We start from the raw sequence: 23,431 nt of genomic DNA on the forward strand, positions 1-23,431 counted from the left end.
AACTTATGAAAACGAAATATCTTGCATACGTGGCCGCTTTGGCTCTGAGCACCACGACGCTTATCGGCTGTGCCGACTTGGACCCGGTGGACTATTCTGAGCTGAACAGCGAACTTTTTCCTAAGACCGAGAGCGACTATGCTACGTTGGTCAACGAGTGCTATCGCTCTATCCGCTCCAGCTGGTTCGATGGTTTGTTTGCCACCGATGACCGGGGTTGCGTCGCACTCAATGATGCGACGACCGAAATCCTGACCAACCGCACGCACATCTACAAGAAGCTGCACGACTTGAACTGGGACTCCACCGACGATTATCTGGTAGGGTTCTATTACACGGAGAAAGACCCTTCGGGCGGCGGCTACCGTGATGGCTTTGCCAACGACATCAGTCGCTGCACCTCAGACCTGGCCTACATCATGAAAGCCACCGCGTTGAGCGAACCCGTGAAGAAGAAAATGGCCGCCGAAGTACGCTGCGTCCGTGCTTTTATTGCCTACACACTCTACGACATGTTCGGTCCTTTAGTCATCGCGCCACAGGAACTGCTGGAGAACCCGCGCAACGACAGGCCATTGCCACGGCTGTCGCGTGAGGAAATGGTGAAGTTCATTGAGGAAGACCTGCGCTATGCTGCCGAAAATCTACCGTCGCCTACCGATGCCGAATACGGCAGGTTCAGCACAGGACTGGCCAAGATGCTGCTCATTCGCCTCTACCTGCACGAGACAAAAGTCGACAAGAGCTATTATAACAAGGTAGAGACGTTGGCCCGCGAACTGATGCAACCGGCCAACGGCTACCAGTTGCAAGCCACCTACACGAAGATGTTCGAGCTCGGCGGACAGGGAAAAGCCAACAAAGAAATCATCTTTGCCATTCCCGTCAACACAGAAATGGTGAGCTGGAACGACTGGCACATGTTCGTCCTTCCCTCCGATTTCGGCAGTAACGGCATGCAAGGAGGCTATCACAGCCTGACGAGCACGTGGCATTTCTATGACAGTTTCGAGGCAAATGACACACGACGCACGTATCTTCTGGCCGAATACAAGAGCAAGAAAACCGACGCGCTCGTGACCCGAGGCACCTATCCCAACCTCGACATTGGGCCCATTCCGATGAAATATGGCTACGATGCCGACCTTTTCAAGAACAGCGGGCGTAGCAGCATCGACCCCATTCTCTATCGTTATGCCGACGTTTACCTGTCCCTGGCCGAAGCTTTATACCGCAAGCCCGGTGCCTCTGCGGCCGAAAAACTGGAGGCCCTGACCTATATCAACGCTATTCGCCGCCGTGCCGGCATTGCCGACTTGGCCTATTCGGACATCGATACCGACGAAAAGTTCGTCGAACTGCTGCTCAAGGAGCGTGCTCATGAGTTCTGGTGCGAGAACGGACAGTATCGCGCCGACCTCATTCGGCTCGACAAGTTCGTCGAATACGCGAGAGACATCAACGGCTCTCCCTATGCCGACCGGACGAAAGAGGTCTATCCGCTGCCGAAAATCGTCATCACCGACGGTAAGGGCGTGGTTGTTCAGAACGAGGGTTATGATTGAACGGACAACACAGTGAAGCGCAGGGAGCCCGACTTCGGAGCGTTCAAAACGAGGATTACGGTCGAACGCCGGCTGCCGCTTCCGGAAAAGTACAGTCGTTTTGTCAGAAAAGTACTATCGTTTTATGGAAAAAGTACTATCATTTTGCCCAAAAAGTACTATCGTTTTAACTGAAAAGTACTATCGTTTTTCAGAAAGATATATACCTTCTTCGAAAAAGGTACGTACTTTTCTGGTAAAACGTCTGTGCCTTTTCTTAAAAAGGTATATACTTTTTAGGCAAAAGGTATATACTTTTTAGGTAAAAAGTATATACCTTTTTTGGAGAAGGCGCTATCACCTTTAGCAAAAGGAGTTTCGGAGCTCGGATTTTCGGCGGACGACACAGGTTTTTAATGTATCATTCTATTGAAAAAGATTTATGGATCGACGTGGTTTCTTGAAGCGTGCAACGGCATTAGGCATGACGGTTGCCCTGCCCAAAGTGCTGTTGGGCACACCTTCGACAAAGCAGATGACACAACCGCAGGCCTCAGGCAAAAAGTTTTGGGCCTGCCTGATGCACCTTTCGTTTAATTTTGCCGGCCAAATCAAGTTGTACGGCGGGCTTCGGACAGCATTCGAACCCGACATTTCGGTGTGGGATGCGGCCGTCGAACGCATGGCAAAAAACCATGTGAACATGCTCTTTATTAATCTTGACGACTCGGTGGCGTGGCACAGTCACCCTGAAATATCCTTGAAGAACGCATGGACGCATGAGCAATTGAGGGCGCAGTTGGCCCGAATGCGCAAGCTCGGGATAGAGCCCGTGCCGATGTTCAACTTCTCCACGACGCACGATGCGTGGTTAGGCAAGTATTCAAAAATGGTATCATCGGCCAAGTATTATGCGGTTTGTAGCGATTTGATAGCAGAGGCCATCTCACTTTTCGATGCGCCCCGCTTTATTCATTTCGGCATGGACGAGGAACGGATCGACTACCAATTGTCTGATTACGTCGTGATTAGGCAGCAGGAAACATGGTGGGCCGACTTGTATTTCTATATCGGCGAGGCTCTGAAACGAGGTGTCAGACCTTGCGTTTGGGCTGATTATGTGTGGCATCATCCCGATGATTTCTTCAAGATGATGCCTAAGTCCGTGGTGCAATGCAACTGGTGGTATGCCGAGAAGTTCACCATGAGCGACGTTGCTATCCGTTCTTATCTTGATTTGGTTCGCGAGGGTTACGACGTCATGGCCACCGGAAGCTTCGATCAGGAAAACCCCAAGAGCATCGGGAATACCGTGAAGTTTTGTGCTGAACATATTGACGATTGCCATCTGCTTGGCTTCATACAGACTTTCTGGAAACCTACGATAGAGGCTTATCGTGCGCCTATTCTCGAGGGAATAGACTTGATGGGAAGTGCACGGACAGAATATGAAAACAAAAGAAACGCACGGATATGAAAGATAACAGACTGGTTTGGGGATGCTTAATTCATCTCAGTTTCAACATGTGGGAGGAATATATTTGGCCGGGACGACCGTTCCGGGGGTATCGCCCCGACTTAGAACTGAGCGAACCACTATGGAATGATGCCATCGAACAAATGGGCAAGAGTGGCGTAAACATGGTTGTTATCGACTTGGGCGATGCCGTCCGCTATCAACGCCACCCCGAAATAGCCGTCAACGGAGCGTGGTCGGTGGCCCGACTGAAGCAGGAATTGCGGCAGATACGGTCGTTAGGCATCGAACCGATACCCAAACTCAACTTCTCGGCCGGGCATGATACATGGATGAAAGAGTATTCCAAGATGGTCTCAACAGATGAATACTATCGTTTCTGCTCAGATATGATTGCTGAAGTGTGCAGCATTTTCGACCGTCCGCGCCTGTTTCATATCGGTATGGACGAAGAAGGTTACAACATGCAACGCACTTATAAGCACGTAGTGGTACGTAAAAACGATGCTTGGTGGCATGATTTCATGTTCTTGGTAAAGGAATGTGAGCGTCGTCATGCACGGGCTTGGCTCTGGCCCGACTATATGTTGTGGCATCAACCCGACCAGTTTTTCAGCAAAATGCCTAAGTCTGTGCTGCAGAGCAACTGGTATTATGACGAGGAATTCAACCCGGAATGGGACATGGTAAGGCAGTATATAGACTTAGAAAAACATGGTTACGACCAGATTCCGACAGGCAGTTATCATTTTGAAAACCCCAAAAGTATAGGCAACACCGTGGCCTTTGCAGAGAAACATATCAGTCGCGGGCACCTCAAAGGCTTTTTGCAGACGTGGTGGAAACCTACAATCGAAGAGAATCGGGAGCGTATTCTGAAAGGCATTGCGTTGATAGGCGAGGCCCGTAAAGCCTACGAAGAACAACATTCTTAAAATAATTACTGATGAAGTATTTAGTCTTTATTCTTCTTTTCTGTTTTAGCAGCATCTTCATTCGGGCTCAGGTGCCTCGCAGTGAGGCCGAAGACGTGCATCATGTAATGTCCGCAGCCTATTGGAAGATGTGGAATGACACGCTTCAAAAGGCTATTGACCATGGTATCGAGCAGTATCGGAAAGCCACGGCAAGCATTGATTTGCCCGATGTGAAGCCCGGAACGGCCATTCAGGTGAAGCAATTGACCCATTCATTCCTCTTCGGAGGCAATATCTTTGTCTACGGACAGCTGGCCACTCCAGCCATGAATAGCAAATATGAACACACATTCGGCACGCTATTCAACGCAGCGACAATCCCTTTTTATTGGAAAACACTCGAGCCGGAGCAAGGTAAACCACGCTTCGAAGCGGGCAGTTCGTATGTTTATCGCCGCCCTCCGACCGACCCGATTGTCGATTTCTGCAATCAGAAAGGCATCATGACGAAAGGTCATGCCCTTGTTTATGGCTTGCGATTGCATGGCCATCCCACTTGGATGCCTGATGATCGCAATATAATGGACAGCCTTTTCTGTCGCCATATCCGGCAACTGGCACAGCGATATGGCGACCGAATTAAGCTTTGGGACGTTGTAAACGAACCTATCGACCAAGCCAATCGAGGACTGATGCCCGATGATTACACGTTCAAATGCTTTCAATGGGCACGCCGTTTCTTCCCATCTTCGGTGCAATTGAACATCAATGATGTGGATCTTCACAGTCCGATAGAACTGCATCGCCGTTATGCAGAACTCACACGGAACCTTTTGAGTCGCGGTACGAAGATAGATCATATCGGTATCGAGATGCATATTTTCGACCCATTAGAGGCTTCTGACATCGCAAAAGGAAAGGACCCTTATATCTCTCCTGCGCTTTTGAAGGCGAAACTCGACTGCCTGCGCACAACCGACTTGCCCATCCATATCAGCGAAGTAACAGTTTGCGCACCCGATACGACGGCACATGGCAAACTAATTCAGGCCGTCATTGCCCGCAATCTCTATCGTTTATGGTTCAGTTATCCCACGGTCGAGGCCATCACATGGTGGAATGTGGTCGACGGCGGAGGTGCATCGGGCGAGCCTTCCTACTCGGGCATCTATGACAAAGCGATGAACGAGAAGCCTGCCTATGCCGTTCTTGACGGACTGATCAATAAGGAATGGAAGACTTCTTTCGTGACCCGACTGAACAAAAACAGGCAGTTGACATTCCGAGGCTTCCGTGGTAAATACCTGTTGACGTGGAAAGACCGGCACGGAAAGCTGCAACAGCGGACAATCATCGTTGAATAAACCAAGTAAGTAACTGTTTGAAAACCACCGAAATGAAAAAAAACACACTGTTCTTATTGTTCTTCTTGTGCTCAACCATCGTGACAATGGCCGATAACAGTATGGCGGGCGTTCGCGGCCTCATCATGCGTCGCGTGCCGTGGTTGCAGGAAAAAGTCGTGTTGGAGCCTTTGCCGGCTGCCGATAAGACCGAGCTATTCACGCTTTCTACCCGTGATAGCAAGTTGGTCATTCAGGCTTCGGGTGACAATGTGGCCTGCATGGCACTGAACTACTATCTTGAGAACTATTGTCATCGGTCAATGTCGCACATGGGCGACAACCTTAAACCCGTTCAAAGCCTGCCGGAAATCAAGGAACCACTGACCAAACACATCGAATTACCGCTGCGCTATGCACTCAATTACTGCACGTTTAACTACACAATGTCGTTCTATCAGTGGCAAGATTGGGAGCACGAACTCGACTGGATGGCCTTGCACGGCGTCAACTTGATGCTGATGCCCCTCGGAATGGAGAAGGTTTGGCAAAACACATTGCGCAAGTTTGGCTGCACAGACGCACAGATTCGCAACTTCATTCCGGGCCCCGGCTACACAGCTTGGTGGCTCATGGGCAACCTCGAAGGCTGGGGTGGGCCCGTTTCACAGGACTTTATCGACGCTCAGTCACGGCTTGGGCGACGCATTCTCGACCGTATGGCGACACTGGGTATACAACCTGTGCTCCAAGGATTTTATGGAATGGTGTCAAGAAGCATTCGCGATCGCTATCCGAATGCCGTGATGCCGCAAGGAATGTGGGGCTTTTTTGAGCGTCCCGACATTCTCAAACCCACCGAAAAGCTATTTGATGAGATGGCCGACACATACTATCGGGAAATCAAAAAGCACTATGGAACGGGCTTTCATTACTTTGGTGGCGACCTGTTTCACGAGGGCGGACAGACCGGAACGCTCAATGTGGCCGACTGCGGGCTGGCAGTTCAGAAGGCCATGCAGCGCAACTTCCCCAGCAGTACGTGGGTGTTGCAGGGCTGGAGTGGCAATCCCAACCCCCTATTATTGACCAAACTCGATCGCAAAAAGGTGTTGGTTGTCGACTTATTTGGCGAGAATGACGAGGCTTGGAACCGTACAAAAGCCTATCAAGGTACGCCATTTCTCTGGTGCATCGTGTCCAATTTCGGTGAGCAGTGCGGCATGTATGGCAAGCTGCAGCGTATTGCTTTGCAGATAGACAAGGTGCGAAAGGGTGATTATAAGGCCTATCTCAAAGGCGTGGGTATCATGCCCGAGGGCATCAACAACAATCCTGTGGTCTACGATATGGTACTTCATGCACCGCTGACCGACCGGAAAATCAATGTCGAAGCGTGGCTCAAGTCGTATATCACCTATCGTTATGGCTCTTATAATGCCGACATCTATGCCGCTTGGCTCATCTTTTTGCAGACCATTTACGCCAGTGTTCCCGAGAAATATGGGCTTCCCGAGAGTGTATTCTGTGCCCGTCCGGGCGTCAAAGTGACGCAAACTTCTTCGTGGGGAGTCAGGGCCCGATACTACGATATGGACTTTTTCAAAGAGGGTGTAAGGCTTTTCTTGAAAGCAAAGACCAGTTTTGAAGACTCCGAAACCTATGCTTATGACATGTTCGACCTGCTGCGTCAGGTGCAATCAGACAAGGGAAATCGAGCCTACGACGACATGATTGCAGCCATTGATGCCAAGAATCCGGATCGGTTTGAGCAGACTTCCGACCGTTTTCTTCATGAGTTGCTGCGCCAAGATACGCTTCTGGCGCAAAGCAAAGGCTTCACCTTAGAGCGCTGGTTGGGGCAGGCAAGCCGCTTCGGAAAGACGGTTTACGACCGCGACCTCGCTTTGAAGAATGCCAAGATGCAGCTGACATTCTGGGGACCCGACTGGAATCCCACTACAACCGTGCATGATTATGCGGCCAAGGAATGGGCCGGTATGCTTCGAACGCTCTATTATGAGGAGTGGAAAATGTTCGTCGAGGCTTGGAAAAAGCGTGTCCGTGGCACGGAAACCATTGAACCCGACTACTATGGTTACCAAATATCGTGGTGCAAAAAGCCTGTTGTTTATGACCCACCGCGGCTCGATCGGGCGCAAATGGAGGCACTGATAGCCGAAATTCTGCGATAGAATGAACCGCAAATGAAACTGATTTCGTACATTTGTACATGAAAGTTGAAGTCGCCATGAACGATAAATTAAACTTAATTATAATTCTTATGAAACAGAAGATGCCCTTTAAGAGAAACCATTTCTTGAAATTATTGCTGTGTGCGGCCCTGTTCTTGCCACAGTATGTGTGTGCCCAATTCGATTGGCCTTACCATATAAAGGAAGGAATTGTAAAGACCAAGGTTCCCGAAAGGGTTGCAGGACAGCAGCATGTACTTAACCTGAAGTGCGAAAAACTGCCCGTTGTGCGGGTCGCTTTCATTGGTCTTGGCATGCGGGGACAGCTGAGTGTGGAGCGTTGGTTGCATCAGGAAGGCATTCAGATAGTTGCCCTTTGCGACCATGAGCAGTCACGTGCCGACCAAGCCAACGAGAAATTGCGCAAGGCTGGCTTCCCTCCTGCGGCCGTTTATAGCGGAGCCGAGGGCTACAAAGAGGCATGCAAGCGCAATGATGTCGACTTGGTTTTCATCGCAACCGACTGGGATCATCACTTCCCGACGGCCCAATTCGCCATGAACAACGGCAAACATGTGGCCATAGAAGTGCCTTCTGCGATGAACATGCGCGAGATTTGGGCACTCATCAACCTGTCGGAAACGACGCGAAAGCACTGCATGATGCTCGAGAACTGCTGTTATGACTTCTTCGAAATGAACACGCTCAGCATGGCACAAAAGGGACTTTTCGGCGAAATCGTCTATGCCATGGGGGCCTATCGCCACGACCTGACACCCTATTGGGACGAATATTGGAAAGGAGGTGCACCCAAACTCGGTTGGCGATTGGATTATAACATGAAATATCGCGGTGATGTTTACCCCACACATGGGCTCGGACCCGTCGCACAGCTGCTTAATCTGCATCGTGGCGACCGCATGAAGACGCTCATTGCCATGGATACGAAGAGCTTTAATGGCCGGAAACTCGCGTCAAAAGGCCTTGGTCAAGACGTAAAAGACTTCCGTAATGGCGACCAAACGGCCACACTTATCCGCACAGAGAAGGGGAAAGTGCTTGAAATCCACCATAACACCATGAACCCACAGCCCTATAATCGCATGTATCAGATAACGGGAACGGAAGGCTTTGCCAATAAATATCCGATTGAAGGTTATTGCCTGACGAAACCAGCCATGCAGCGCGCAGGGGTCAATCGCACGGGAAACTATGAAGAAGGTGAGGATTATATGTCGAAAACGGACATGGCGACGCTGATCAATAAATATCGAAATCCGCTCATCACCAAGTACGAAAAGCGCGCAAAAGAGGTCGGCGGACATGGCGGAATGGACTATATCATGGACTCGCGGCTCATCTATTGCCTGCAACATGGGCTGCCGCTCGACATCGATGTCTATGACTTGGCAGAATGGTGTTGCCTTGCCGAGCTCGGAAGCATTGCCATGGACAATGGCAATCTGCCTGTAGAAGTGCCCGATTTCACGCGGGGTCATTGGAACGAAGTGCAAGGGTTCGGTTATGCTTTCGCCTCTCCCGAGGAAGAAAAAGCCCAAGATGAGGCCAATCATGCGTTCACCATGAAACTGAAAACCACCGCTGAGAAGCTCTGGAAGAAGTACGATAAGGCGCATGCAAAGCGGTGATATTCGCAAAGGATATCCTTGTTTGACTTGCATTTGCCTGTAAATTCAATTATCTTTGTCGTGGGGAAAGTCTGCAAAGGCTTTCCCCTTTCTTCGTTTTTCCGCATTATAGCAAGCAAATCATAGCTTATTCGTATTCAAATGCCTCTCCCCTCTCTTTATCTTCCTGCGGGGATAACGTTTCAATCTCACCCATTTCACCGTGCAATCTCACCCATATTAGCGCGCAATATGGCCCATATTGAACGGTAAAATGGCTAAGATTGCAACACAAGATGTAAGTAATTGATTATCAATGGAGCCAAATCTCCGTTCCATTCGACTGCATGTAGGGACCTTGGCTTTGAACTTTGAGCATTGAACATTGAACTTTAAGATTAGTCCTCTTGTTAAGATGATTTGCTGACAAGAGGCATGTAGGGACGCACGGCTCGTGCGTCCGTTCCGTTTTTCAGTTGACAGTCGAGGAGTAGATGGGGTGAACAAAGTGATTGTTCATGCGTATGTAGGGACGCACGGCCCGTGCGTCCGCTTCATCAACCATACGATTTGCTTTCAATTCCGTTGGGCGGACGCACGGGCCGTGCGTCCCTACATGCTTCAAAACATGCAGCTCGCCCACACTTGTCAACTTATTTACTCGTCAACTATGCTGGGCGGACGCACGAGCCGTACGTCCCTACATGCCTCTTGTCAGCAAATCATCTTAACAAGAGGACTAATCTTAAAGTTCAATGTTCAAAACTCAAACTTCAAAGTCAACAAATCCTAAAGTTCAAACTTCAAAGTTCAAACTTCAAAGAAAGTTTGTTTGGTTGTAAAGTTTTTCTTATATTTGGAACCTTGAATCTGATGATTGGCCCGTTTAGGCCACCACTTTTGAACGAACTTAAGCATTGAAAGCATCGCATGAAGGATACATCGACGGGAGAAGATTACTTGATTTGGCAGCTCAAACGCGATTCCCGATGGGCATTCGACAGGCTTTACCACATGTATGCACGCCGGCTTTTCGCCTTTGCGCTTGAATATTGCCACCAAAGGGAGACGGTGGAGGAAATCGTTGAAGACACTTTTGTCTGGCTATGGAACCACCGGCATGACATCAGGCAGGAGGAAACGCTGCTCAACCTCGTGTTCATCAGGGCGCGCCATCTGCTGATCAACGCCTATAGGGCAACGCTCAACAGTCCCCGTTTCGAGGATTATGTGGACTATGCCAACCGCCTCGGCACCGCAGGACAAAGCACACTGATGGAGTATGACGACTTTCTTCGCGTGCTTCGACAGGGACTTGACCGACTTCCGCCTACGCAACGGCGCGTCATCGAACTGGCGCGACTGGAGCAAAAGAGCATCAAAGAGATTGCAACACTGCTGGATTTCAAAGAGCAAACGGTGCGGAATCAACTGTCGCTCGGCCTGAAACAACTGATGGTTTTCGTCAGACGGTTGGGCTATGGCATGCTTCCTGCACTGCTGTTGATATTCTAATAATTCATAAAATAGCAGTATATTTTCGTTTTTTCCGTGTCTTTTCATGCATAGCGCACATGAGGTTATGAACCATATCGAACAGAAATACAGACAAACAAGGCTGACAAAGGAAGAGTTGCAGCGCCTTCGAGCGCACGTGAACGACGCTTCTGACGAAACAATAGCAGCCGGAATGCAGGCCCATTGGCAGGAAGATATTGATGTGTCGGGCGTTCCCGAAGAGGCAATAGCGGCCATTCGGCAAAGGTTGGACGCACAAATCGGGAGCCCGTTCGGGCTTCGCCACCGCGCATGGACGCTTATCCAGCGTGTCGCAGTGGTGTTGCTTCCCATCTGTCTGGGGGCATTAGGCTATGTGATTTACCAGCAACAGACGCCCTCAGACGGTCTTTTAACCATTCTGACCCACCAAGGCGAGCAGGTGAGCGTGGTCTTTCCTGACAGCACGCAGGCCCGAATGAACCAGCGTTCTGTGCTGTCTTATCGGGCACAGGCATTCATGAAGCAACGTGAGATAGCTTTTCAGGGCGAGGGTTTCTTCGATGTGCGCCACGATAGCACCCATCCTTTCGTGATTCATACGTCGGGTATGCGCGTGAAAGTGGTGGGAACGAAATTCAATCTCAGCAGTTATCCCGACTCACCGACAGCGACACTCTGCCTGTTTGAAGGCTCCGTGTGGCTTCATTCGGACAAAACGAAGGAGAACATTCACCTGAAACCCAATCAAAAATGCACGCTTGACAAGGCCACGGGCCGCATCAAAGTGGTGCCGTTTAGCGAAGATACCGCCTATTACACGGCTTGGCAGCGTCACGAAATCGTGTTCCGAAGCACGCCGTTGACGCAGGTTGTGGAGGAAATCGGCCGTGTCTACGGGGAGAATATCCGCTTGCAGAACATCAATGGGGCCGACCGTTTCACGGGAACATTGCCCTCATCGAACCTCAATCAATGCCTCGTCATTCTGTCCAAGCTCTACGATTGCAAGGTGAGGCGCACCGATCGGGCCATCGTTCTGGCAAAGGAAGCGAACGGAAAGCCGTCACAATAGATCGGAACAAGACTGCAATGGGACCGAGAGAATAAGTTTTTTAACACTTAAAATATTCCATTCATCAACGATGATGCGCTGTACTTCGGTTATTTTTTGTAATTTTGCAGCGATTTAATATAGCTTATTTTAAGGTAAACAAATGCAAGATATCAGAAACATTGCAGTAATTGCGCACGTAGACCACGGCAAAACGACGCTGGTTGACAAGATGATGCTCGCCGGAAAGCTCTTCCGTGAGGGACAGGATAACAGCGGTGAGGTGCTCGATTCCAATGATTTGGAGCGCGAACGTGGGATAACCATTCTTTCAAAAAACGTGTCTATCAATTGGAAAGGCACTAAGATTAACATATTAGATACACCGGGTCACTCGGATTTCGGGGGCGAAGTGGAGCGCGTTCTCAACATGGCTGACGGCTGTTTGCTGCTGGTCGATGCCTTTGAAGGGCCGATGCCGCAGACGCGTTTCGTGCTTCAAAAGGCCTTACAGTTAGGCTTAAAGCCGATGGTTGTGGTGAACAAAGTCGACAAACCCAACTGCCGGCCCGAAGAAGTCTACGAAATGGTGTTCGATTTAATGTGCGATTTGAACGCAACCGAGGAGCAATTGGATTTCCAAGTGGTCTATGGTTCGGCCAAAAATGGCTGGATGGCGGCCGATTGGAAAGCCCAAACTGACAACATAGATTACCTGCTTGACAAGATTGTTGAGGTCATTCCGGCCCCCAAACAGCTTGAGGGAACGCCGCAGATGCTGATTACTTCGCTCGATTACTCCAGCTATACGGGACGCATTGCCGTTGGACGTGTGCATCGAGGTGCGCTGAAAAGCGGACAGAATATCACCATCTGCCATCGCGACGGCAGCATGGAAAAGACCAAAATCAAGGAACTTCGCACCTTCGAAGGCATGGGAAGCAAACCTGCCGACACCGTTGAAAGCGGCGATATCTGCGCAGTCGTGGGGCTTGAAAAGTTTGAAATAGGCGACACTATCGCTGATTTTGAGAACCCGGAAGCCCTCCCTCCGATTGCAGTTGACGAGCCAACGATGAGCATGCTCTTTACAATTAACGACTCACCTTTCTTTGGTCGCGAGGGAAAATTCTGCACTTCGCGTCACATCAACGACCGTTTGAACAAGGAACTTGAAAAGAACTTGGCCCTCAGGGTGCGCCCTTTTGAGGACTCAACCGATAAATGGATCGTCAGTGGACGAGGGGTTTTGCACCTCTCGGTGCTTGTTGAAACGATGCGACGTGAGGGATATGAGCTGCAAGTTGGGCAGCCTCAGGTGATTTATAAAGAGATAGAGGGCGTGAAATGTGAGCCGATTGAGGAGCTGACCATCAATGTTCCGCAGGACTATTCCAGCAAGATGGTCGACATGGTGACGCGCCGTAAGGGTGAATTAACGGGCATGGACACCGAAGGAGACCGTGTGAATATCACCTTTGAAATACCATCTCGTGGCATCATCGGGCTGAGAACGAATGTCTTGACAGCCTCTCAAGGCGAGGCAATCATGGCCCATCGCTACAAAGACTACCAGCCCTTTAAAGGCGAAATCACCCGTCGTACCAACGGATCGCTGATAGTTATGGAGACAGGAACAGCCTATGCGTACTCCATTGACAAGCTCCAAGACCGCGGAAAGTTCTTCATCGACCCGGGAGAAGAGGTCTATGCAGGACAGGTTGTGGGCGAACATGTGCACGACAATGACCTCGTTATCAACGTCACCAAGGCCAAACAGCTCACCAATGTGCGTGCCAGTGGCTCGGACGAAAAGGCACGTGTGATCCCAAAGACCGTGATGAGCCTCGAGGAATGCCTTGAGTATATCAAGGAAGATGAGTATGTTGAGGTGACACCGAAGAGCATGCGAATGCGCAAAATACTGCTCGATCACTTGGAACGTAAGCGTGCCAACAAGGAATAAACCATTAAATCATAAGCATTATGACCGGATTATACATTTTCATTGCATTGATTGCAATTGCCCTTTTGGGCTGGGCTGTTGCCGAACTGAAGAACCGTTGCATCACTTTTGAGCACTCCGAGGCAGAGAAAGAAGAGGCCGAGCTGCTCTATAACGAGCAAAAAGAGCGAGAATTCAGGGAACAAAACCTCAAAGACCTCTTGGAACACAACAGCACCAAGGGCTATAAAGCCATCTGAAAAGGCCGAACTTGTGTGCAAAGCGCATTTATCTTGCTGAGCATGCACAATAATTTCCACTTGAAAGCGTTTCATAATTAAATCGTATGCTTATGAAACGCTTTTTCTTTTTGCCTCTTTTTTCGGTCTTCGTCTTGACTGTTTCTGCACAAAGTAAGGTTGGAACACTCTCGTTTATACCGAAGGTTGGTGTCAATCTTTCCAACGTTTCGGGTAGCGATATCATGTTTGCTGTTCAGCAAAATGCCGTGAATGCATCGCCGAAATACAAGGCCGGATTTGCCGGAGGGGCTGAATTTGAGTATCAACTTCAGCCACAATACAGTCTCTCTTTGGGCGTGCTTTATTCGTTACAAGGCTGCCGTTACAAGGATATCAGCGATGCCATAGCAGGCAAAGCGGGGCAATATACGGGCTATTCCAACATGGCTATGAACCTTCATTACGTGCAGGTTCCGTTGCTATTCAGCGGATATGTGGCCCCGGGATTGGCCATTAAGGCCGGCTTGCAGGCTGGTTTTCTGTTGGAAGGAAAGACGAAATACGACGAAACAAAGTTTATTGTCAACCGAGATGGTGGCACCGTTTACGACACACCCTCCCCTGTAAGCATTGACATTAAGCCTACTTTCCACACTTTTGACATGGCTATTCCCCTCGGAATCTCCTACGAATACGGGCATGTCGTGATGGATGCGCGTTACAATTTTCCCTTGACCAAGGCCGAAAAAGAGATAGGTTCCAAGAACAAATGCTTCACATTCTCCGTCGGATACAAGTTTGAAATCTTAAGATAACACTTTTATTGCCATGAAAAAAATATTAAATAGGATAGGTATTCTTGTCCTTTTATCCGGTTTGATGGCCTGCGAAAAGCCCGTCATCGACACAAAACAGTCGCACAAGAAAGGCTATGAAGTCCGTTTCCACATAGGTGATATTGCACAAAAATATGCAAACGGCAAGGTAAGGGCAGTGGTTGGCGTAGGCGAAGTGTGCTCATGTATCAACGCAGCTATCTATAATCACGGTACGAAAGTAACCGGCATCAATCAGAAAAAGGGTGAAGAAGGCTTCGGAAACCTAAAGGTCAACCTTCCCGAAGGAGAATATTCACTGGTGATAGTGGCCCATAGTGGCATAAAGAATGCCTCGACAGCCCATGCGGATAAAATCAGTTTCAGCGGTAGAATCACGGATACTTTTCTTTATAATGGCACGTTCACGGTTACCGAAGACATGCAGTTGGGGGTTACTTTGAGGCGTTGTGTGGCTAAAGTGGAGTTTAATTTCGACAAAGCAATCCCCGAAAAGGTCACTCACCTTCGCTTTAACTACACCGGAGGCAGCAGTTCTTTAGATGCCATACAAGGCTTCGGCTGCGTCAATTCGCGCCAAACCGAGGTGCTGAATGTCCCCGAAGAGGCGCATCGCGGGCCTTCTTCGTATGGCATTTTCACCTTTCCGAAGGCGCAAGAAGGCACATTGAAGGTAAAACTAACAGCCTTAGATGCCAGTAACAACGTTGTTGCTGAACACACATTTAATGACGTTCGGATTGTCATGAACGGCATCAACCGCATTAATGGCCTCTATTTCATGAAGCCATCCGAGCCTGAAGCACGCGGCATCAACATCAAAGTGGACGATTCGTGGGCTACGATTTTCGATTCAAACCTTTGAGATTGCCCTGCCGCATGTGGCTTATTCCTTAGCAGGATAGTTCAGATTGGCTTCCGAAATATGCTCCAAAACCTCGTGAAGATACTTTGCTGACTCATAACGTGCCATCGGCAGGTCGTGAAGCAGATAGTTTCCGCAGTCCATCGGAGCTGCCCCGGGAATCTCCCCACGGTATTCTGCCACGAAACGGAACGTGCGTTGCATCAATTCCACAATGTCTTTGCTCTCCAAATCGCCCCGAAGAATGAGGTAATTTCCCGTGAGGCAACCCATCGGTCCCCAGTAAATCACGCGGTCTTTCCACTCATCATCGTTGCGAAGATAGGTGGCCGCGAGGTGCTCGATGGTGTGAATGGCACCGTTATGGAGCACAGGTTCGCGGTTAGGTTCCTTCATTCTGATGTCAAAAGTAGTGACGGTTTCGCCGCCAACCGTGTCCTTTCGGCTCACATAAATGCCGCGGAGCAGTTGCTCATGATTGATGGTAAAGCTCGGAATCTTATTCATATCGTTGGCTTTTTACTTGTTAATTGCTTCTATGAATTGTCGGGTAACCTCGAAACTTCCCTCTGCCAGCCGGTCCCAGAAGTCGAAATACATCTGTGCTTTGTGGTCTTTCAGAGGCACATCGCTGATGATTCGGAAGCTGACGAAGGGCACATTGAAGAGGTGGCACACCTGTGCAATGCTGCAACTCTCCATGTCCACGGCCATTGCTTCGGGGAAATGGGCCATGATTTCCTGCATTTTCTCGCGCGAATCCACAAACCATTCGCCGCTCACCGTTAGGCCTTTGTGGATTCGAATGCCCTCAACATGGAGTTTCAAAGCCTTTTCCACAAGGTCAATCGGCGCCTCATAGCGGGCTGGCATGCCCATGATTTGCCCGTATTGGCAGTTGTCTCCGCAGTAAGCATCATGGTATGCGCACGCACTGGCCACCACAACATCGCCCACATCGACCGTTTCTGCGCCGCCGGCACAGCCGGTCGAGACGATAAGGTCGGGCTGGTGGCGTGCTATCATCTGCGTGGTTCCCACGGCAGCATTGACTTTTCCGATGCCGCATTGCTGTAAAACGATGTCCTCATTGCCCCGAAACACCTTTTCAAGTTGCGCGAACTCCTTGTCCATCGCAACGATAATTCCTATCTTCATTCTTGTTTCTCTTTGCTTGCAAAGGTAATAAAAAAGCGGAAAACGGCAACGCAGCGTGTCAATTTATCTGTTTTTAGGAGTAAATAGACTTGTAAATGGCCAGCCTTTTGGTTCACCCGCATTTCCGGCTCAGTTTTATTGGCGTGTAAAATGGCTGGGATTGCGTGGTAATATGGGCCATATTGCGCGGTAATATAGGTAAGATTACACGGTAAAATGGCTGAGATTGAAACGCGAGGTGCAAGTCGTTGATTATCAACATTTCCAATACTCTGGTCCGTTTGAATGTATGTAGGGACGCATGGCCCATGCGTCCGCTCAAACACTCTTGCATATAGTCCTTCAATCCCCCTTGAACGGACGCACGAGCCGTGCGTCCCTACATACCCATCATGGCTTCATTAATGCGTAAAATGGTTGAGAGGACGAGCCGTGCGAACGCATGTAGGGACGCACGGTTCGTGCGTCCGCTCAAACAACCCTGTATGAATAACGGCAAATATTCCCCATTCATTATCGAACTGCACCCTCTCTTCAGGCCCATATCACAACAATTAGGTATTTATTTTTATCGGTCTCATTTGTTACTTCTACCTTTTTCACATTGTTTTAACTTTGCATAGGGATCGGATTTCAATATCCGACAGATCTAAAATCATAACAAACAGGGACGGTTTCTTGAACCTACATCAAACGATATTTGCCATTGTGTGCTTCATAAGTCCTCTTTCTACTGCGCATGCACAGCAAAGAAGCCATTTAAACGACACGGTCATCTTGTTGAAAGAAGTGTCGGTAAGGGCCGGATACAGCCTCACTTCGCCCAATGTCATGCAGGCTTTGGCCAATCAAAGACGCATTGCCGGCAGCACATCTCTTGTAGAAATCCATGCAGACCATCAGCGAATGGCTACCATGAAAGAGGCTTTGAGACTGCAACCCGGCGTGATCATACAGGAATTCTTTGGTGCAAACGACCAGCCACGCCTGAATATCAGAGGCTCAGGCATACAGAGTAACCCTCAAAGGCGAGGCGTTTATCTGCTTCAAGACGGCATTCCTGTGAACTTTTCTGATGGCTCTTATGTCATAGGTATCATGGATGCGATGACCGCCCGCTATATAGAAGTGTTCAAAGGAGCCAACGCCTTGCGGTTCGGTGCAGGCACATTGGGTGGCGCTTTGAACTTTGTAAGCCGCACGGCACTGACGGATAGCACTGCAAGTGTAAAGCTTGAAGGAGGCTCTTACGGTACTTTTGGATTGACATTCACCATGGGTAAGCGCCTCGGTGCATGGGATATGTTCGCAACTTCGACCTATAATCGGCAAGATGGTTATCGTATTTACAATAAAAACCAACGGCTGACGGCTTCTGTGAACATAGGGTGGAGAAACCGAAAGCAAACGGTTGAGAACAGAACTTTCGTGCATTTCACGCATCTTTTCTTCCAAATGCCGGGACCATTGACCCTCGACCAACTCATGACCGACCCCAAACAGGTAAGCACGGGCGTTGACCTTCCGTTCTCAATGGGCCCTAACATACTGCGAGACAGGCCGCATCGCAATGTCGATATGTTCAGGATTGCCAATCAGACAGGGTTTGTTTTGAATGCAAAAAGCAATCTCTCGGCATCGGTTTACTATCAGTATGCCGACGATTGGTTCGCTTTTCCCATCACCATCTCCATTCCCCATTCCTTCAATAACGATATCGGTGCGACGCTTTATTATCATCTTTCGATGTCAAGAATACGGTTCTCGGCCGGCGTCTTGGGTGCTTTTGGGTGGATGGACCGCCGCTATCACATCAATAAAGACGGTAAAGCATCGTTCATGTTTGCCCGGGATAGGTTACATGCTGCCAACTTTACGGTCTTCACGGAAGCCGACTATGCGCTTCACGACCAGCTACATGCAGTGCTGGATGTGCATGGTGTGTATAACAAACGCAACAGTAAAGACGCTTTCGGCGACCCTTCTCTTCGCCCATGGTACAGCCATATGTCGAAGAAATACCGGTATTTCTATTCCCAAAATAGTACGCTTCGGCAGCACTTCACTGCTTTCAATCCTCGTATCGGGCTGATATGGAGTCCTGTCAGACGTAAGGATATCCAACTGTTTGCCAATGTAAGCAACAGTTATGAGCCGCCGACATTCGATGAACTTGTAGGAACGGAGGTGACATCGAATATCAATACCAGTCCGAAGAAGCTCTTTTCCATTGCCTTAAAGAAGCAGACTGCCACCACATTCGAGCTGGGTAGCAAGGGACGTTTAAGCCGTTTGTCATGGAATGTCGCTTTTTATCACTCGTGGGTTGCCAATGAAATACTTGAAATAAAGGACTATGTACGTGGTCAAAAGCGTACGGAGAACTATCCGAACACTGTTCATCAGGGGCTGGAAGTAGGCATACAGATGGCAAGTAAGCCCCATCTTTTCGGATATAATATAGGTAGTTTCACGATAGGGGCAGTGTATGATTACAGTCGTTTCACCTTCAAAGGCGGCAAATATGATGGTAAATATCTTGCGGGAGTCCCGAAACATTACATCAATACCTCGCTCGATTATCAGCATTCCTGCGGCTTGAACGGATCAATCTCATTGGAATTGAAACCGGGAGAGACCCCGATTGATCACACCAACACGATGTTTCAGCCCGCATATCACGTGTGGAATGCCCGCTTAGGCTATCAGATCGGCACCCAATGGAACCTCTATGTAGAGCTGAAAAACATTGCCAACCGACGTTATGCCTCGAGTTATATCATCAGTGATGAGATACATCAGCCTGCAATTCCATTCCCCGAATTCACTGCCAAGCAGTTGACATTCTTCATTCCCGGGCAACCTCGGAGTATATTTGCAGGCTTAACGTGGCGTTGGTAGAACGAAATTAAACAATGATAAACTTAAAATAAACATGAATAATAACAACAATAAAAACGGAAAAACTATGGTAGAGAAACGCATGAACATGGAACAAGGCCATTGGGTGCTGGCAAAATTAGGGAAAAAAGTGCTGCGTCCGGGAGGTAAGGCATTGACGCAAATCATGCTGAAAGCAATGAACATCACTCCCAATGACGATGTTGTGGAGTTTGCTCCAGGCTTAGGTTACACGGCAAAGCTGGCACTTTCGCATCACCCTCGCAGCTATGTGGCTGTTGAACTCAATGCCGAAGCGGCGAAACGCGTTCAAGACAATGTGAAAGATGATAAGATGAAGATTGTCATTGGGAACGCTTCAGACACCGGTTTGCCTGAAAACAGCGCGTCAAAGGTGTATGGAGAGGCCATGCTGACCATGCAAAGCAATCCGCAAAAGCAGGCCATCATTGCCGAAGCCGCCCGTTTGCTGCGCCCGGGAGGATTGTATGGTATCCATGAAATAGGTATTTTCCCTGACGATACCCCGCAAGAAGTGCGCAAAGAGATAGAGAGTGACTTGGCCAAAGGAATAAAAACGAATGTCCGCCCACTGACGCTTGCTGAATGGAAAGGCCTCTTGGAAGACAACGGATTTGAGGTTTCGTTCGTTGAAAGCAAGCCCATGCACTTGTTGGAAACAGGGCGTGTGATAGCAGACGAAGGCTTTTGGCGTTTCATCTGCATCTTATTTAGAATGCTGAAGAACGGTGTTGCCCGCAAGAGAGTACTTGAGATGCGACGTATTTTCCGTAAGCATGCCCGTCACATCAATGCCATCAGCATCGTGGCGCGTAAGCGATAGAACCGAAGAAAGGGATTATCATGATGAAGCATCGAGGTTTCAAACCCGTAACTCTTCGTCCGTCATGGGCCATCAGCATTATCCTTGGCTCCATGTTGCTGCTGTTGTCGTGTGAGAAAGAAGCGTTCCTGTCTGACGATTATACGCATCCGGAAACGCTGCTGCCCAATAAAAAGGAGTATATGGACAAGGATTTGGGAACACGTCCGTTGGCAAAAGCCATCGAAGGACAGTATGCTTCGCGACTATCAATGATTTATTATGATGCCGAGCGCCTCAAACCGCTCCTCTATTTCACTGCCGGTAAGCATCAGGTGCGTTGCACCACCAACGCAAACGGGTCGTTACATCTCAGTATCAGCAAGTTTCATACGAACTTCATGCCGCTTTATGTCAGTGTTGAAATGGACATTTTGTTGTCCGAAGGCATCGGCGACACCATTCGTTTGCATGGTCGTGACGGAATCGTTCGAACGTCTGACGAAGGTAAACAGATAGGGCTTGAACTACCGGAGAGCGATGATGCCGAGCTGGAAGGATACTTCCTGCGTTCGAAAAACGAGGTTTCTGCCTTGATAGATCTCATGTTACCCGTGGCCATGAAGATGCAATGGCAAGGTAAAAAGCAGTGAATGAAAGGAAAAAAGACAAAGATAACCCATCACTTAAAATTATAATGATATGTTTTTAAAGCGAATTCAACAGCTAATGAGCATGCTCGCAATGCTCGTTTTGGTTGCACTCATGGCCGCATCATGCAGCAATAATGATGACGATTCGGACAGTTCGGCCGCCGTCGGTATGGTTGTTGGAACCTATCAGGCAACAATAACCCCGACAATGGGAACTAAGAAAATGGCCCAAGGGCCTCATCTCGTTGTCTTGGAAGCTATTAATGGCAACAAACAAGTGCGTTTTCACTTCGAGAAATTCAATGCTCCGATGTTCGATTCTGACGGGAAATTGAGTGCAACAGCCCGCATGCCGTTTACCGTTTCGGTAGATTTCGTCATGGACGTGAGACGTGAAAAAGACGGAACCGTCAGGCTCCAGTCCGTAAAAGGCACTTTTAAGGCCAAGCCGAATGGTGGAAAAGAAGTCGATCCCGATAAGCTCCCGGAAGGCATTCTGCCTCCCGATCTGAAAGGATTTGATACGGATAAGGCACAAGCAAGCGGCAGTTTCAAAGACGGAAGGCTTGACTTGAAAGTGTTACCGAAGATACTTCCCGTGACAATCGTTATCGATGCCGTGCGTAAATAATGGTGTCTTACGGGATATAAGCCCCTGGAATACGGCATCTTCATCTGACTATTCATTTATAATTGTAATATAAACAACATGAACTTCAATAGAAACAACAAGCCGAACAGCATGACTGTCGTGCTCGGAAGCACACTGATAGCACTCTGTTTCCTTGTCATTGGGTGTACGAAAACAGAGTTAGACGAAAACGAGAGAGCCTTGGTTGCAAAGCAAGAACTTGCAGACCGCTTTGATAAACTCTTCTATGAAGGGTTTGAAAATCCTGACGAAACCGAGCGAAATCTTAGGAATTTCGTGCTGTCGGATTTGGTTTCAGGTGACAAGAACCTGTTGACCGATCAGGATATCCGCGTCAATGAGTCGATGATAAAAATGGCAATCCGACTGAAAAGAATACAAAACAGTATGGAAGCAGAACTCAATAAGGGCACTATCTACGACGGATATATCCGTAAAAACAGCATTATCATCAACTGTAAAAGCGTACTTCATGAGCTTCCTTACCGTGCGCGAAAGGGCAAAAAGTATGAATATCTGCAGACAAAAGTGGCTGAAATGGAGCGCCAAGTCAAGGAGATTATGAAGAAAAGGGAAAGCAAGTTGGGTCCGCTTCCTGCCGAGTTGCTGAACAAACAATGGAAATGGAAGGTCGATATTGACCGAGATGTGATGGATATAGCCGACCTCTATTCGGATGCCTATAAGAAATTGAAAGATTTCAGCTTTGATTTTCATTTCAATAAGAACAACAGCATCACGGCAAAACGCTTCTTCCTTGCACCTATTATCGTGGATTATTCATCGAGTTTCGACAGTGCAGGCGACTGGAAACAAGAGCTAATGGCCGAAGACAACATCAGTTGTTACACCTATGGTCATAAGATTTGCTTCCGTGTTCCCATGATAGACAATGCCGATTTCTTTACGGGTCGTGGCAATGTTGCCCATGAATGGTATTATGAATACACCTATTCGGTGAAAGATAACAAGCTCGTTCTCTCGCAACCTCGTATTAGTTTGTATGTAATGGTGAACCAAAGAAGTACTGACTACTGGTCAGACGAGTTCAAATTTGCCTACTATGAAGGGTTTAAATCATTCACATTAACAGCTCAACCGCTATGACGCGTTTCCCGAAATCAAAGGTTTGGCTGTGCTTCTGCATGCTGATGGCCTTCTGTAGTTGCATCAATCGAGAGTTCGACAGCAACGAAGAATATAGCAAGAGCAGCTCCATTCCGCTCATTGCAGACAATGATCGCCTGCTATCTCGCATCTTTATCATCAATGAAAGCAACTCTTATCTGTGGTTCGATATCAACAACGAGGTGGCAAACTTCTCGAAACCGGAACTCAGATTGCCAATGATGGAAGGGAGCCAAAACAGCTTTCGCCGTATTCCACTGCGTGGATTGCTCTACGAATACAATGCTGCCAAGGGCGAACTGACCTTCAGAGACATTCCCGAACAGTTCATTCAGATGAACGACGAGCGCCTTTCCGTGACCTTTAAGCTGACACCTGCCGATGATAAGGACGTGCTTCTGCCGAACAACAAGGGGTCGCACACGTTGAAAAAGCAATGGCTTTTGACCTTGATTCGCGTTCAATTCCCGGGTGATAAGGAGGCCTTTAAAACCGAAGAGAAAATAAAACGTGGCGGAAGAACCTACAAGTTTCTTCCTTTCGAGGTCGAACTCACACTCATTAATTAATGAC

20 protein-coding genes are annotated in these 23,431 nt (G+C 48.6%); 18 read left to right on the plus strand and 2 right to left on the minus strand.

The window, feature by feature from the left end; genetic code table 11:
* The first annotated feature begins 5 nt into the window (after positions 1–5).
* From H164_RS0101880 to H164_RS0101935, 12 genes are all read left to right on the plus strand, one after another.
* Positions 6–1,565 carry a RagB/SusD family nutrient uptake outer membrane protein gene (locus tag H164_RS0101880; protein ID WP_026356200.1) on the plus strand — a complete coding sequence of 520 codons (1,560 nt, stop codon included), beginning with the start codon at positions 6–8 and terminating at the stop codon, positions 1,563–1,565.
* 421 nt (positions 1,566–1,986) lie between these two features.
* Complete coding sequence (locus H164_RS0101885) at positions 1,987–3,021, plus strand: hypothetical protein (protein WP_019967048.1); 1,035 nt, start codon at positions 1,987–1,989, stop codon at positions 3,019–3,021.
* Positions 3,018–3,956 (plus strand): Tat pathway signal protein, encoded by a 939-nt coding sequence (locus H164_RS0101890; RefSeq protein WP_019967049.1) that lies wholly within the window; start codon positions 3,018–3,020, stop codon positions 3,954–3,956. The genes H164_RS0101885 and H164_RS0101890 overlap by 4 nt, the downstream gene beginning before the upstream one ends.
* Before the next feature lie 11 nt (positions 3,957–3,967).
* A complete protein-coding gene (locus tag H164_RS0101895) occupies positions 3,968–5,302 on the plus strand; it encodes an endo-1,4-beta-xylanase (protein ID WP_026356201.1) in 1,335 nt (444 codons plus the stop codon).
* Between the two features lie 32 nt (positions 5,303–5,334).
* On the plus strand, positions 5,335–7,476 hold the full coding sequence (locus H164_RS0101900; protein WP_025830274.1) for an alpha-N-acetylglucosaminidase: 2,142 nt from the start codon (positions 5,335–5,337) through the stop codon (positions 7,474–7,476).
* A gap of 89 nt (positions 7,477–7,565) precedes the next feature.
* Positions 7,566–9,125, plus strand: a complete 1,560-nt coding sequence (locus H164_RS0101905; protein WP_248616174.1) for a Gfo/Idh/MocA family protein — start codon at positions 7,566–7,568, stop codon at positions 9,123–9,125.
* Positions 9,126–10,034: 909 nt separating this feature from the next.
* Positions 10,035–10,619, plus strand: coding sequence for a sigma-70 family RNA polymerase sigma factor (locus H164_RS0101910; protein WP_008565627.1), 585 nt, complete (start codon positions 10,035–10,037; stop codon positions 10,617–10,619).
* A 67-nt stretch (positions 10,620–10,686) separates the two neighbouring features.
* Complete coding sequence (locus H164_RS0101915; protein WP_019967053.1) at positions 10,687–11,676, plus strand: FecR family protein; 990 nt, start codon at positions 10,687–10,689, stop codon at positions 11,674–11,676.
* Between the two features lie 142 nt (positions 11,677–11,818).
* A complete protein-coding gene (gene typA / locus H164_RS0101920) occupies positions 11,819–13,621 on the plus strand; it encodes a translational GTPase TypA (protein WP_019967054.1) in 1,803 nt (600 codons plus the stop codon).
* 20 nt (positions 13,622–13,641) lie between these two features.
* Positions 13,642–13,860, plus strand: a complete 219-nt coding sequence (locus tag H164_RS0101925) for a hypothetical protein (RefSeq protein ID WP_008565630.1) — start codon at positions 13,642–13,644, stop codon at positions 13,858–13,860.
* A gap of 92 nt (positions 13,861–13,952) precedes the next feature.
* Positions 13,953–14,657, plus strand: a complete 705-nt coding sequence (locus H164_RS0101930; RefSeq protein WP_026356203.1) for a porin family protein — start codon at positions 13,953–13,955, stop codon at positions 14,655–14,657.
* A gap of 13 nt (positions 14,658–14,670) precedes the next feature.
* Positions 14,671–15,543 carry a FimB/Mfa2 family fimbrial subunit gene (locus tag H164_RS0101935; RefSeq protein ID WP_025830272.1) on the plus strand — a complete coding sequence of 291 codons (873 nt, stop codon included), beginning with the start codon at positions 14,671–14,673 and terminating at the stop codon, positions 15,541–15,543.
* A 21-nt stretch (positions 15,544–15,564) separates the two neighbouring features.
* Here H164_RS0101935 and H164_RS0101940 read toward each other — a convergent pair whose 3' ends face one another.
* Entirely contained in the window at positions 15,565–16,050 is a 486-nt protein-coding gene (locus tag H164_RS0101940) for an S-ribosylhomocysteine lyase (RefSeq protein WP_019967057.1), read from the minus strand.
* A gap of 12 nt (positions 16,051–16,062) precedes the next feature.
* Entirely contained in the window at positions 16,063–16,701 is a 639-nt protein-coding gene (gene mtnN, locus H164_RS0101945) for a 5'-methylthioadenosine/S-adenosylhomocysteine nucleosidase (protein ID WP_008565635.1), read from the minus strand.
* A 678-nt stretch (positions 16,702–17,379) separates the two neighbouring features.
* Here mtnN and H164_RS0101955 point away from each other — a divergent pair.
* The 6 genes from H164_RS0101955 (at position 17,380) to H164_RS0101980 (ending at position 23,427) form a co-directional block, all read left to right on the plus strand.
* Positions 17,380–19,602, plus strand: a complete 2,223-nt coding sequence (locus tag H164_RS0101955) for a TonB-dependent receptor family protein (protein ID WP_026356204.1) — start codon at positions 17,380–17,382, stop codon at positions 19,600–19,602.
* Positions 19,603–19,669: 67 nt separating this feature from the next.
* Entirely contained in the window at positions 19,670–20,446 is a 777-nt protein-coding gene (locus tag H164_RS0101960; protein ID WP_025830271.1) for a class I SAM-dependent methyltransferase, read from the plus strand.
* A gap of 20 nt (positions 20,447–20,466) precedes the next feature.
* Entirely contained in the window at positions 20,467–21,078 is a 612-nt protein-coding gene (locus tag H164_RS0101965; RefSeq protein ID WP_019967060.1) for a hypothetical protein, read from the plus strand.
* A gap of 49 nt (positions 21,079–21,127) precedes the next feature.
* Positions 21,128–21,709, plus strand: a complete 582-nt coding sequence (locus H164_RS0101970) for a hypothetical protein (RefSeq protein ID WP_025830270.1) — start codon at positions 21,128–21,130, stop codon at positions 21,707–21,709.
* Positions 21,710–21,787: 78 nt separating this feature from the next.
* Positions 21,788–22,837 carry a hypothetical protein gene (locus H164_RS0101975; protein WP_019967062.1) on the plus strand — a complete coding sequence of 350 codons (1,050 nt, stop codon included), beginning with the start codon at positions 21,788–21,790 and terminating at the stop codon, positions 22,835–22,837.
* On the plus strand, positions 22,834–23,427 hold the full coding sequence (locus tag H164_RS0101980; protein WP_019967063.1) for a hypothetical protein: 594 nt from the start codon (positions 22,834–22,836) through the stop codon (positions 23,425–23,427). Before H164_RS0101975 ends, H164_RS0101980 begins: the two co-directional genes overlap by 4 nt.
* The last annotated feature ends 4 nt before the right edge of the window (positions 23,428–23,431 follow it).

It is taken from the genome of Segatella maculosa DSM 19339 = JCM 15638 (assembly GCF_000382385.1).
In the GTDB taxonomy this organism is placed as follows: Bacteria; Bacteroidota; Bacteroidia; order Bacteroidales; family Bacteroidaceae; genus Prevotella; species Prevotella maculosa.